Source organism: Martinezella dioscoreae (genome assembly GCF_009176305.1).
In the GTDB taxonomy this organism is placed as follows: Bacteria; Pseudomonadota; Alphaproteobacteria; order Rhizobiales; family Rhizobiaceae; genus Rhizobium; species Rhizobium dioscoreae.
Genome location: NZ_BLAJ01000022.1, coordinates 18,952 through 31,472, shown reverse-complemented (window position 1 = coordinate 31,472; position 12,521 = coordinate 18,952). Strand labels below are relative to the sequence as shown.

General features: G+C 59.5%; 14 protein-coding genes. 13 read left to right on the top strand and 1 reads right to left on the bottom strand.

All coding sequences use genetic code 11. The features are described 5' to 3' along the window. Positions 1 to 501: 501 nt before the first annotated feature. From GDN47_RS31005 to GDN47_RS30975, 7 genes are read left to right on the top strand one after another with little or no spacing between them, the layout of a single operon-like run. Positions 502 to 942 (top strand): acetyl-CoA carboxylase biotin carboxyl carrier protein, encoded by a 441-nt coding sequence (locus tag GDN47_RS31005; protein ID WP_152094977.1) that lies wholly within the window; start codon positions 502 to 504, stop codon positions 940 to 942. Continuing rightward, positions 942 to 2,333 carry an acetyl-CoA carboxylase biotin carboxylase subunit gene (gene accC, locus GDN47_RS31000; protein WP_152094976.1) on the top strand — a complete coding sequence of 464 codons (1,392 nt, stop codon included), beginning with the start codon at positions 942 to 944 and terminating at the stop codon, positions 2,331 to 2,333. The genes GDN47_RS31005 and accC overlap by 1 nt, the downstream gene beginning before the upstream one ends. After that, positions 2,330 to 2,755 carry an acetyl-CoA carboxylase gene (locus tag GDN47_RS30995; RefSeq protein WP_152094972.1) on the top strand — a complete coding sequence of 142 codons (426 nt, stop codon included), beginning with the start codon at positions 2,330 to 2,332 and terminating at the stop codon, positions 2,753 to 2,755. The genes accC and GDN47_RS30995 overlap by 4 nt, the downstream gene beginning before the upstream one ends. Continuing rightward, on the top strand, positions 2,752 to 3,459 hold the full coding sequence (gene pxpB, locus GDN47_RS30990) for a 5-oxoprolinase subunit PxpB (protein WP_152094971.1): 708 nt from the start codon (positions 2,752 to 2,754) through the stop codon (positions 3,457 to 3,459). Before GDN47_RS30995 ends, pxpB begins: the two co-directional genes overlap by 4 nt. Then, on the top strand, positions 3,456 to 4,451 hold the full coding sequence (locus GDN47_RS30985) for a 5-oxoprolinase subunit C family protein (protein ID WP_152094970.1): 996 nt from the start codon (positions 3,456 to 3,458) through the stop codon (positions 4,449 to 4,451). Before pxpB ends, GDN47_RS30985 begins: the two co-directional genes overlap by 4 nt. Positions 4,452 to 4,482: 31 nt before the next feature. Then, entirely contained in the window at positions 4,483 to 5,250 is a 768-nt protein-coding gene (locus GDN47_RS30980) for a 5-oxoprolinase subunit PxpA (protein ID WP_152094969.1), read from the top strand. A gap of 46 nt (positions 5,251 to 5,296) precedes the next feature. Then, positions 5,297 to 6,502, top strand: coding sequence for a pyridoxal phosphate-dependent aminotransferase (locus tag GDN47_RS30975; RefSeq protein ID WP_152094968.1), 1,206 nt, complete (start codon positions 5,297 to 5,299; stop codon positions 6,500 to 6,502). 66 nt (positions 6,503 to 6,568) lie between these two features. Here the strand turns inward: GDN47_RS30975 and nac are convergent, their stop codons facing one another. Continuing rightward, complete coding sequence (nac, locus tag GDN47_RS30970; RefSeq protein ID WP_092713764.1) at positions 6,569 to 7,474, bottom strand: nitrogen assimilation transcriptional regulator NAC; 906 nt, start codon at positions 7,472 to 7,474, stop codon at positions 6,569 to 6,571. 242 nt (positions 7,475 to 7,716) lie between these two features. On the opposite strand from nac, the gene GDN47_RS30965 reads away from it, so the two are divergent. The 6 genes from GDN47_RS30965 (at position 7,717) to GDN47_RS30940 (ending at position 12,426) form a co-directional block, all read left to right on the top strand. Beyond that, a complete protein-coding gene (locus tag GDN47_RS30965) occupies positions 7,717 to 8,496 on the top strand; it encodes an SDR family oxidoreductase (protein WP_152094967.1) in 780 nt (259 codons plus the stop codon). Beyond that, positions 8,493 to 9,200: an amino acid ABC transporter permease gene (locus GDN47_RS30960; RefSeq protein ID WP_152094966.1), complete on the top strand. Its 708-nt coding sequence runs from the start codon at positions 8,493 to 8,495 to the stop codon at positions 9,198 to 9,200. The genes GDN47_RS30965 and GDN47_RS30960 overlap by 4 nt, the downstream gene beginning before the upstream one ends. After that, entirely contained in the window at positions 9,197 to 9,955 is a 759-nt protein-coding gene (locus tag GDN47_RS30955) for an amino acid ABC transporter permease (RefSeq protein WP_152094965.1), read from the top strand. The genes GDN47_RS30960 and GDN47_RS30955 overlap by 4 nt, the downstream gene beginning before the upstream one ends. Next, the gene (locus GDN47_RS30950) at positions 9,952 to 10,722 is read left to right on the top strand and encodes an amino acid ABC transporter ATP-binding protein (protein WP_152094964.1); all 771 of its coding nucleotides are present in this window, start codon (positions 9,952 to 9,954) and stop codon (positions 10,720 to 10,722) included. The genes GDN47_RS30955 and GDN47_RS30950 overlap by 4 nt, the downstream gene beginning before the upstream one ends. 95 nt (positions 10,723 to 10,817) lie before the next feature. Further along, positions 10,818 to 11,654 carry an ABC transporter substrate-binding protein gene (locus GDN47_RS30945; RefSeq protein ID WP_152094963.1) on the top strand — a complete coding sequence of 279 codons (837 nt, stop codon included), beginning with the start codon at positions 10,818 to 10,820 and terminating at the stop codon, positions 11,652 to 11,654. Between the two features lie 97 nt (positions 11,655 to 11,751). Continuing rightward, positions 11,752 to 12,426 carry a 4-carboxy-4-hydroxy-2-oxoadipate aldolase/oxaloacetate decarboxylase gene (locus GDN47_RS30940; RefSeq protein WP_152094962.1) on the top strand — a complete coding sequence of 225 codons (675 nt, stop codon included), beginning with the start codon at positions 11,752 to 11,754 and terminating at the stop codon, positions 12,424 to 12,426. The last annotated feature ends 95 nt before the right edge of the window (positions 12,427 to 12,521 follow it).

Sequence of the window (12,521 nt, the reverse complement as noted above, 5' to 3'; positions counted from 1 at the left end):
CGGACGTCATCGCGGAGATTGCCACGTTCCTGATGCCGCACGCTGTTGTGGCCGCGAGGCTAGGGAAATGAGCGGTTTGGTCGGCACTGTCGGGCTGTGGGGCGATGAAAGCCGATTTCGCTGACGAAGTAAATAACGGCGTCACAGGTTCATATCCCTTCACATTACCGGATCAGATTTCGTTGACTGTGGGTTGTGATCTCTAAAAGTGGCGTTGCAGTCTGAAAGTAGCGAATCACAAGCTCATATCCCGTTCAACTGCAAATTCTCCAAAGCCGTCTTGCTTGGGCCTTTGCACGCCTACGTGCAATTGAAGGCTCAGATCGGAAAGTTGTCCGGAGGTGACTTTCAGCCGGCTATCGCGTTGATTGAGCGGCGACGTCATCAAAAGTTCTTTTGACCCCATCGTCAGAGTGATCGTGTACGGAGGAAGTCAGCCAAACTCAGTCGTCATCCATTGAACCGGGCTGCGTGAGGTGTTCCGAAATGCCGAGTTCCCGCATGGACCTGTCGAAGATAAAGACGCTGATCGATTTTGTTGGGCGATCAAACGTTACCGAGCTCTCGGTGACGGAAAAGGACGTCACGATCCGCATTTTCCGCGTGCCGCATCAGGGTGCCCCGATAGCTTCGGTACAAGCGCCGCAGGAGGTGGCCGTCAGCTCCGTCGAGAACAGTCACGATACCTCGGCAAACACCCGAGCCTCGATCATCTCCGTGAAGGCGCCGATCTTCGGCGTCCTGCACCGGGCGCCGGCACCCGGGCAGGAGCCTTTCGTCAAGATCGGCGACTTGGTGGAGGAGGGGCAGACGCTCTTCATCATCGAAGCGATGAAGGTCTTCAACAAGATAACAGCCCCGCAGGCCGGACGCATCAGGCAGATCACCGAAACAGATGGCGGCGAAGTCGAGACGGGCGACATGCTCGCGGAGATCGCATGATGGCGAAAGCTCTCGACAAGATGGGACTGGCAGGCCGACGTTTCGATACGGTCCTGATTGCCAATCGCGGCGAAATTGCTGCGCGAATTCAGCGGGCCTGCCGCGAACTCGGCTTGAAGACGGTCGCGATTTGCTCTGAAGCGGATAGGCAGGCACCTTACGGCAAGACCGCGGACACCTTTCTATGCATCGGTCCTGCGAACGCAGCCGGCAGTTATCTCAATCAAAATGCGATCCTCCTTGCCGCGCAACTGACCGGAGCGGGCGCGATCCACCCCGGCTACGGTTTTTTGTCCGAGAACGCAGCCTTTTCCGAAGCCGTCGAGAGAGCCGGCCTCGCATTCATTGGGCCGGAAGCTGCCTCGATCGCGATCATGGGCGACAAGATATCGGCGAAACGGGCAATGATTGCAGCCGGAGTGCCCTGCGTGCCCGGTCCCGATACGTCGCTTCCGGATGATCCGGCATCGGTCGAGCAGATCGCCCAGGAGATCGGCTATCCCGTAATCATCAAGGCCGCCGGCGGCGGAGGCGGCAGAGGGATGCGGGTGGTTTCGGACGCAAGCGAGCTGCACGAAGCCATCGTGCTGACACGGGAAGAGGCTCGTCAGGCTTTCGGCTCTCCAGCACTCTATATGGAGAAGTTCCTCCAGCATCCGCGTCACATCGAAATTCAGGTGCTCTGCGATGGCAATGGCAATGCCGTCTGGCTCGGGCATCGCGATTGCTCGATGCAGCGCCGGCATCAGAAGGTCGTGGAAGAGGCCCCGGCGCCTGGGATATCTTCGGAAACGATCGGCTCCGTCGGCCTGGCCTGCGTAGAAGCCTGCCGGCAGATCGGCTATCGCGGCGTCGGAACCTTCGAATTCCTCTACGAGAATGGTTCCTTCTATTTCATCGAAATGAACACGCGCCTGCAGGTCGAGCATCCCGTCACCGAGATGACCAGCGGGATCGATATTGTTCAGGCGCAGATAATGGTCGCCCAGGGTAATTTCCTCGAAATGCGTCAGGATGATGTGGCGTGTGCCGGCCATTCCTTCGAATGCCGCATCAATGCCGAAGATCCCGAAAGTTTCCTGCCTTCGGCAGGCACGATCTCCAATCTGGCACTGCCGGAAGGGTCGGGTATCCGGGTCGATACCCATATTCACGCCGGCTATCGGGTTTCGCCCTATTATGACTCACTGATCGCCAAGTTGATCGTTCATGCGCCTACCCGGGCAGAAGCCATGGCCAAAATGCGCGAGGCGCTTGCTGCCACAAGGATAGAAGGGATTTCCACCAACCTGCCGTTACTGCGCATGTTGTTCGAGGATGAAGGGTTTGCCCGCGGCGAGACAGATATTCACTATCTGGAGCAATGGCTTCGGCAGAGGAGGGCTGCATGAGTGCGATCGACTTTAGCGATCCTTCGACCATCGCGGCTCTGGCTGATGCGCTCACGGCGGCAGGCGTCGATGGTCTGGAGATTTCGCGGCCTGGCGCCAATCTGCGCATCGTGGTTTCGAAGGCTGGGCATGCTGAAATCAGCCTGACAGGAGATGCGCGGCTTCAACCGGCGATACCGGTGGCGGTGGCCAAAGCGCCAATGGTGGGCCACTTCTATCCCTTGCATCCTTCGGATTCCGACGAAGCCGCGCATCTTCCCCGCGCTGTCTCAAGCCAGGACGTGATCGGCTTTATCCGCATCGGTTCCGTCCTGCTGCCCATTCCCGCCGGCAGGTCCGGTTTGCTGACCAGGCAATTGGTGGAGCCCGAAACCCTGGTCGGATTCGGGGATCCTCTGTTCGAAATCGAGCCGCTGTCATGATTGCCACTACGAACACCGTCACATCATCGCGCGAAATCGTTCCTGCCACCAAGGGCCGGGCCAGGATCTCCTGCATCGGCACCCGATCTTTCCTGCTCGAAGCGCCCGGCGAATTCGATCTGCCTGCGCAGCGGTGGATCTGGGCTCTGGCGCAAACGGTGAAGGGCTGGGTTGATATAGCGGAAGTGATCCCCGGGATGACCAATCTTCTGGCGATCTTCAAGGAGACGCCTGAGGATCCCGAAATGGTAACGGGTCGACTTCTTGAGGCATGGAACAAGGCCGGGAGCCTCGACCTGGTAGGAAAGATCATCGAAATCCCCGTTCACTATGGCGGCACCTCTGCGATTGACCTTCCTGCAATCTGCGATTTTTGCGGCTTGAGCGACCGTGAGGTCGTGCGCATCCACTATGAGGCGAGCTACCGCGTCTTCGCCTTGGGAAGCGCTCCCGGTTTCGGCTACCTGCACGGGCTTGACCCGCGCATCTACATGCCGCGCAAGACCGTTCCGTCGCTCAGGATGGAGAAGGGCAGCGTGACGATCGGGGGGATGCAGACAGGCATTGCGATGCTGACAGGCCCGAACGGGTGGAACTCGCTCGGCCATGCGGATCTGCAGATGTTCGATCCGGCCTCCGCGACGCCAGCCCTGATGGCGCCCGGCGATACGGTGCGCTTTCTGCCGGCAAGGATCGAACTATGATCCAGATCATCGAAACTGGCCCATTCAATACGGTTCAAGATCTCGGTCGCCCGGGCTATCGCGACATCGGCGTCACAGCCAGCGGCGCGATGGACCCCCTTGCCGTGAAGATCGGCAATATCCTCGTTGGCAACGACGAGGACGCGGCAGCGATAGAGGTTCAGACCTTTCCGTTCAAGCTGCGGTTCGAGGCGGGTGGCATCTTTGCCGTCACGGGCGCGGACGGCAATCCAACACTGGACGGTCGGGAGCTGCGTTCCTGGTGTACTCATGTTGCCGAGCCGGGTCAGCTCCTGGAGATAAGGCAGCCGCCCAGGTTCGCACGCGCCTACATCGTGTTCCGTGGAGGGCTGGATGTGCCCGTCCTCATGGGCTCGCGCAGCACGTCGCTGCGCGGTGGTTTTGGCGGAAATGCCGGTAGGCCGCTCAGCAAGGGCGATCAAATTGAATTCGGCATGCCTTCGGACGCACTTCCCCCGCCGCCAAGCGGCCTTGCGGTCATCGAGCCGGCAGTGGCTCTGCGTCATGTCTTTCCGGCTCCAACCGACGGCGTGCTATCCATCCGTGCGATCGTTGCCGGCGAACATGAGCTGTTCGCCTCGGAAGGCGAGGCCTTCTGGGGCCAGATCTGGCGCATATCGTCAAGCAGCGACCGCACCGGTTATCGACTGTCCGGCGAACCCTTAAGGCCGATGGCGACGGTCGAGATGCGTTCGCATGGCGTGGTGCCTGGCGTGGTCCAGGTCCCGCCCGGCGGTGAACCGATCATTCAGATGAGCGATGCCAATACCGCGGGCGGCTATCCCAAGATCGCCGGCGTCGTCGAATGCGATCTGTGGCGGCTCGGTCAGGCACGGATCGGAAGCCGGTTGCAGTTCGTCCGTTCGACGCATGCTGAGGCACGCGCGGTGGAGCAGGCCGTGACCCGCTACGTCGAGGATATCAGGCGGACGTCGCAAATGGTCAAGCGTGCTTTGAAGGCGATGGCCTGACGGCAATTTCAACGATCAAGGGGAGGAAGCGGTGAAGATCGATCTGAATTCCGACATGGGCGAAGGTTTCGGTCCTTATCGGCTATGCGATGACGAAGCGATGATGAAGATTGTCTCATCGGCCAACATCGCCTGTGGCTTTCATGGCGGCGATCCGGAGACGATGGCGCGCATGGTTCGTCTCGCCAAGGAGCATGACGTGGGCATCGGCGCGCATCCGGGCTTGCCGGACCGATCCGGCTTCGGCCGCCGCGAGATGCCGTTCCAGCCGGACGAGCTTCGGCAGCAGATGCTCTATCAGCTTGGCGCGCTGATTGCGATCGCCAGGAGCGAGGGTATGACCGTCGGACATTTCAGCTTTCACGCGGCCATGGGCAATATGGTCAATCGCGATCCGGCGCTCGCCGATCTGATGATGAATGCCATTGCCACGGTCGATCCGCATCTCGTCGTGTTTGTGACGCCTGACAGCGAAATCGAAAAGGCGGCAAAACGCGCGAAGCTCAAGACGCTGGCGCTGTTTCTGGCCGACCGCGCCTATGATGCCGGCGGCAGGCTCGTTTCCCGCGGCCTGCCGGGCGCGCTGGTCAAGGACGAGGCTTCGGTCCGGGCGCGAGTGCGCCGTTTCCTGACCAGCGGGACAGTCGAGGCCATTGACGGGACCACGATCCAGATGCCCGCCCGTTCGATCCTTGTCCACAGCGACACGCCCGGTTCGCTGGAGCTCGCCCGTATCGTCCGCAGTGAAATCGAAGCTTCCGGCGCCACCCTCGCGCCTGCGGCCGAACTTGCATCCTGATTGCCTTCAGTAGTCAGTTTTTCATTTCCATCGAAAGAGCACGCCAATGCCCTCCAAAGCCGATCGTCTGAAGAACGTTTCCATCTCCGCTTCCGCCGCCATGACCCAGCGCGCCCGCGAACTGGCCGCCAAAGGCATCAAGGTCGTCAGCCTTTCATCGGGGGAGCCGGATTTTCCGACTCCGGCCCATGCGATCGAGGCGGCGCATGCTGCCGCACTGAGCGGCGATACCAAATATCCGCCGATGGATGGCACGCCGGCACTGAAGGCTGCGATCAGCCGAAAATTCAAGCGCGATAACAACCTCGATTACGATGCAAGCCAGATCGTCGTTTCCGGCGGCGGCAAGCAGGTGATCTTCAACGCGATGCTTGCCACCTGCAATCCCGGCGACGAGGTCGTCATTCCCACGCCGTCGTGGGTCAGCTACGCCGACATCGTCAAGTTTGCCGGCGGCGTCCCGGTCGCCGTCCCTTGTTTCGAGCAGGCCGGGTTCAAGTTGCGTCCGGAAGATCTGGAGGCGGTGATCACGCCGCGCACCAAATGGCTTCTCCTAAACTTCCCGAACAATCCGACGGGTGCTGCCTGCTCGCGCGCGGAAATGGCCGCGATCGCCGAGGTCATGCTGCGTCACCCGAATGTATGGATACTCACCGATGATATCTACGAACACCTGGTCTATGACGGGTTCGAATTCTGCACGATCGCCGATGCGGAACCGAGGCTCTATGATCGTGTCCTGACGATGAACGGCGTCTCGAAGGCCTATGCCATGACCGGCTGGCGCCTGGGGTATTGCGCCAGCGGATCGAAGGAGCTGATCGCCGCGATCAGCAACGTCAACGGCCAGAATAGCGGCGGCATCGCAACCGTCACGCAGGCAGCCGCGATCGCGGCGCTGGACGGTCCGCAGGATCTCCTGAAGGAACGGGCGGCAATCTACAGGGAAAGACGCGACTTCGTCCTCGACCAACTGTCGAAGGTCGATGGGCTGCGCTGCCACAAGCCGGAAGGCGCCTTCTACATCTATCCCAACATGTCCGGCCTGATCGGCAAGACCACCAAGGGCGGACGCAAGATCGAGACGGACGTCGATTTCGTCATGGCGCTGGTCGATGAGCATCATGTCGCGACGGTGCAGGGCTCCGCCTATGGCATGAGTCCTTATTTCCGCATCTCCTATGCGACAAGCATGGAGAAGCTTGGCGAGGGCTGCGCCCGCATTGCCGAGTTCTGCCGCGATATGCGCTGAGCCATAATCCCGTGTGCCTGCGGCCCGGTTTTCGGGTCGCAGGCCATTGGCGTCTGCCCCTAAGCTCTAGACCTTCAACTGCTCGGTCAGCTCGACGAGGATGTCCTTGACGGCAAATGCCGGCTCCGACAGTGAGTTCTGATCAGATGTGCAAAGCGACAGCGTTTCCTCGATCCGCGGCGAAATCAGCCGGCAGACGAGAGGTTCGCTCGATTCCGAGACGATACGGTCGGCAATCGCTTTCGGCATGATGGTCGCGCCAAGCCCGCTTCCGACGGCGCGCGCCAGGGTGCGTACGATCTCGACTTCGGCCACGACCTTGAGATTAATGCGGCTGCGTGTGAAGGCGGCATCGACGGCCCGGCGCACGAAATTGTAAGCCGGCGGCAACAGCATGGGCATCCCATCGAGGGCACTTACCGGCACGGGTTTCTGGTCTGAATCGATCGCGAAATTGCGGTGAGCGACGAGGTAGAATTCCTCCCTCAGGATCGGCTCGAACCGCACGCCCTTGATCGGCCCCGTGCCGTGGATCAATGCCATTTCCAGCCGGCCGGTCATGATCATCTGGCTATAGGTCTGGCCGACGCTCTCCGTCAGATGAAGCAGAATCCCGGGGTGCCTCTTTCGTGTCTCCGCCAGAAGATCGACCGAAAGCGTGGCGGCGCTGCTGAAAGGCACGAGACCGACCGAAACGCGTCCGGCAAGCGAATTGCCGGCGGCGGCGGCATCGGCTTGCGCCTGTTCCATCTGGCGCAGAATGATTTGTGCGTGCCGATAAACCGCGTGTCCGGCATCGGTCATGCTGACGCCCTGCTGGCTTCGGATCAGGAGTTTCTGGCCGAAATGTTCCTCGAGCGCCGCCAATTGCTGGCTTAGAGCCGGCTGCGCGAGATGCAGGATATCGGCGGCCCGCGTGATGCTGCCGCTATCGACGATGGCGATGAAGGATTTGAAACGTCTGATATCCATGGCATTCGTACTGTTTTGTCCTTGCCGGGCATGTTTGCAGACACGGATCTGTTTTGCAACGCGGGCTGATGCCGCCAATCCCTGCGGATCGCTGCAAAAGTGGCGCGATGACCCTCGGCTTTAGCCGGCTCGCTTACGGCCGGCACGTCTCCATAAAACTTGCTTATTACTCCAAAAGTAATCGGTCTTAGGCAAGGAGTTGAAGCTCCGCTAATGTCCACACCAACAAAAAGGGGATCATAATGCCATTCTCCGATTACAAGACCGCGCTGGTCACCGGCGCTTCCTCCGGTATCGGTGCCGCAGTGGTCGAGCGGTTTTGCCGCGAGGGTATCGAAGTGCATGCGATCGCGCGCAGCGCCGGTGCCCTGAAGGAACTGGCCGAGCGCTCGGGATGCATCGCACACGTCATCGATGTCACGGATCGTACCGCAATCGCCGCTCTTGCGAGCAGAATAGAGTTCGACATTCTGGTCAATAATGCCGGCGTTGACCGACCGAAGAAATTCCTTCAGGCTGACGAAGAGGACATCGATCTCCTCATCGACGTCAATCTTCGCGCCGTGCTGCACATCTGCCGTCTGGTCGTGCCGGGGATGGTCGCTCGTGACCGCGGGCATGTCGTCAACGTCTCCTCGATCGCCGGAAACTACAATTTCGGCGGCAATTCTACCTATCATGCCGTCAAGGCTGGCGTTGCCATGCTGTCGAATCAGCTGCGCATCGATGCATTCGGCAAGCGTGTCCGGGTCACCGAGATCTGCCCCGGCCGCGTCGCGACCGATATATTCAACCACGTCCATGGCGATGACCCGAGCGTGCGCGAGCGTTTCATCGACGGGTTCGAGCTGCCGCAGGCGGCCGATATCGCCGATGCGATCGCCTTTGCCATTTCAGCGCCGGTCGCAGTCAATATCGGCCACATGGAGATCACTCCGACATTGCAGGTGATGGGCGGCCTGCAAACGGCAAAGCCCGAGTCCTCCGCCGCCACCTACGATGCGGAAGGTGCGAAGCGGTGAGTGGATTCGATCTGTCGGCCATCCTGAAGAATCCGGATTACGTTGCGATGCTCTTGCAGGGCATCGAGATGACTTTCGTCATCTATGTCGGCTCCTGGCTCCTTGCGATGACGCTGGCCATTCTGCTTTTTGCCCTTCGCGTCTCGCCGCTTCGCATCGGTGATCCGATCGTGAAAGCTTACGTCTCCTATCATCGCAACGTGCCGACACTTGTGCAGCTGATGTTCTGGTATTTCGGGATCTATACGCTGATGCCGCAAGGCATCACCGACTGGCTGGCCGATCACAATGCCGAGGCGATCTTTGCTATCATAGGTCTGGGCCTGTGCCAGGCCGCTTATTTCAGCGAGGATTTGCGCTCCGGGCTGCGGTCAGTCAGCCCAGGACAGATGGAAGCGGCCAAAGCGCTCGGGCATGGCTACATCTCGGCCATGCGTTTCGTCATCCTGCCCCAGGGCGTGCGCAATGCTCTGCCGCCGCTCATCAATCACAGCGTTTCCTTGTTCAAGAACAGTAGTCTCGCAATCGTCGTCGGTGCGTCAGAGCTTACCCACGCCGTCAAGGAAATCGACAATGTCAGTTTCCGAACCTTTGAGATCTATCTGATCGGTACGGTCATCTACCTGTTCTTCTCCCTCATCATCATGGCCTTCGGCGCATATATCTCGCTGCGCAGCGATCCGGTGCGGAGGGCGCGCGCGTGATCCAGGATATCATCAAGATTATCCATGATTATTGGCTTCTGCTGCTGATCGGCCAGTATCCCAATGGCCCGCTTGGCGGCCTTGCCAATACGCTGATCCTTTCAGCGCTGGCCATAGCACTCGCATTTCCCGTCAGCATACTGCTAGCCATGGCCCGGCTCTCCAAATGGGCAGTCCTCAGATGGCCCGCAACCGGCCTCGTCTACATCACGCGCGGCGTTCCGCTGCTGATGCTGATCCTCTGGTGCTATTTCATCGTTCCGCTATGGACAGGGGCGGATGTCCCGAGCTTCCTGATCATGCTGGTAACGCTTGTGATCTATGAGGGCGCGTTCTTAAGCGAGGTCGTGCGGGCCGGCATCGTCTCGCTCGGCCAGGGGCAGATGGATGCTGCGAGAGCGCTTGGCCACAGTTACATCGGCGCGATGCGCTTCGTGATCCTGCCGCAGGCGCTCTACAACATGATCCCGAGCATGATCTCGACGTTCGTTTCGACGATCAAAGACACGACGCTTGGCTACATCATCAACGTGCCGGATCTGACTTTCGCGGCAAGTCAGGTGAACAACCAGTTGCTGTCGCAACCCTTCCAGGTCTTTTTCATCCTGGCCGTTGTCTACTATGCGCTCTGCTGGAGCCTGACGCATGTCGCAAACAGTGTCGAACGGCGAATTGCCCGCCGGCGAGCCGGGCCACGGAAGATACGCCTGCGCAGCGACGTCGTTCCCTTAAAAACATTCACGGAGCAGCTATGAGCATCCCAGTTTACGCACCGCAGGACAGCGCTCGGGAGATCGGTCTTCACGCGGTCTGCAAGAGCTACGGTCATTACCAGGTGTTGAACAACATCAATGCCGATGTCAGCCGCGGCGAAGTCGTCGTCATTTGCGGACCGTCCGGCTCCGGCAAGTCGACACTGATCCGCACGATCAACCGGCTGGAGGAGATCAATAGCGGTTCGATAGATTTTGAAGGAAAGAATATTCACGCCGCGATGGGCGCTGCCGAGCTCAATCGGCTGCGCAGCCGGATCGGCTTTGTCTTTCAAAATTTCAACCTGTTTCCCCATTTGTCCGTCGTCGACAATGTTTCCATGTCGCCGAGCCGGGTCAAGGGCGTGTCGGCGAAAGTGGCGCGCGACAAGGCGCTCGCACTGCTTGATCGCGTCGGTCTTGCCGACAAGGCGAATGCCTATCCGGGCCAGCTTTCAGGCGGCCAGCAGCAGCGCGTGGCCATTGCCCGCGCGCTCGCGATGGAGCCGCCGGTCATGCTCTTCGACGAGCCGACGAGCGCGCTTGATCCCGAAATGGTCGGCGAAGTGCTCAGCGTCATGAAAAGCCTGGCGGCGGAAGGAATGACCATGCTCTGCGTCACCCATGAAATGGGCTTTGCCCGCGATGTGGCCGACCGGATCTGGTTCATCGACGCCGGTGAGATCCTGGAGACCGCACCTCCCGAGGAGTTTTTCAAGAGCCCCCGTCATCCCAGAGCTCAGCGCTTTCTTTCCGATCTGCGCCATTAGAGCAATTCCAGGAAAAATGTGTAGTGGTTTTCCGTCCGGAATTGCGAGAAAACAAAGAGATAGAGCACCACAAATCAATAACAAGGAGAACAGCTATGGACTGGAAATATCTTGCCGTGACATTGGCGCTTTCCGGCGTCGCCATTGCCCTGCCGGCCAAGGCAGATCAGCTCGACACCATCCTATCGGCAAAGACGCTGCGCTGCGCGACCTATGCCGACGTGCCGCCGTTTTCCTCGCCCGACCCGAAAACCAGAGAAATGGTCGGCTTCGATGTCGATCTGTGCCGGGCGATTGCCAGCGAACTGGGCGTGAAGGCCGAGATCAAGCCGATCTCGGTCGAGGCGCGTGTTCCCGAAGTGAAGCTTGGCCGAGTCGATATCACGGTTGCCAACCTTGCCTATACGCTGAGCCGCGCCGAACAGATCCAGTTCAGCGACCCCTACTACATCGCCAAGGAAATGCTCATCGTTCCTGCGGATGATGCCGGCAAGACCAAGGCCGATTTCGAAGGCAAGCGCCTTGCCTCGACCAAGGGCTCGACTTCGGAACTGGCAATCAAACTCAACAAATCCGACCCGCTGACCTTCCAGGATACCGGGTCCGCCTATCTTGCCGTTCAGCAAGGCAAGGCGCGCGGTCTCGTCGCCAACACCATGACGACGACGCTGCTTGTCAACGAATCCAAGACGAAGGGCAAACAGATGCGCATGATCGACGAACCCATGCTGTTGGAGCCAGTTGGCATTGGTATGCAAAAGGATCAGCCCGCGCTGACCGCAAAGATCAACGAAATCCTGCACACGCTCGACGGCAAAGGCGAGATCAACAATATCTGGGAGAGATGGCTCGGACAGAACACCGAGTATAAAATGACCCGTACCGAAAAGGTCGTCCCGATCACCGAATTGAAGTTCGACCCTATCCCCTGACGACTGGCCGCCTAGCCGGCCAGTCCATCCATCAAAATCGTCATCGATAACAGGCGGTGGGCGCGCCCGCCGTCGGCTTTAACCATGGGAGGTTTCCGTGACCCACATCAAAGATATTGCCAAGCGCCCGAGCAAGGCCGACATCGAGGCGCTCGCCAAATTCTCGCCCGCGACGATCCATGAGGCCCAGGGTCGCCGCGGCGCGCTTTCCTCGCGGCTGAAGCCCGTGGATTATCGCATGAAGCTCTGCGGCCCGGCATTCACGGTCAAGTGCGCGCCGCAGGACAACATCATGCTGCAGCTTGCGATCAACTACGCCAAACCGGGTGATATCATCGTTGTCTCCGCAGGTGAGTATGAGGAAGCAGGTTCCTTCGGCGATGTTCTGGCCAATGCCTGCCTTGCCAAGGGCATCGGTGGCCTGGTGACCGATACTGGCGTGCGCGACACGCTGCAACTGAGAGAACTTGGATTTCCGGTGTTCTCGCTGAGCGTCTGCATCAAGGGTACAGTGAAGGAGACGATCGCAACGATCAACGATCCGGTCATCGTTGGCGGAGAGATCATCAATCCCGGGGACATCGTCATCGGCGATGCCGACGGGCTTGTCATCGTTCGCCGGGAGGAGGCGCAGGATGTCGCGCGGCTCTCACAGGCCCGTGACGAGGCAGAAGCCGGGTACATTGAAGCTTACAAACAGGGAAAGTCAGTTATTGAAGTCAGTAAGCTGGAGCCTGTATTGAAGGCAAAGGGCCTGATCGGCAGTATCTGATACTCTTTTGAACTGGGCGCTTGTCGGATCGATGTGCCAGTGATCGCTGCGATTCAGGCGAAAGGCGTCTTAAAGAGGGGTATATCATCGCGACA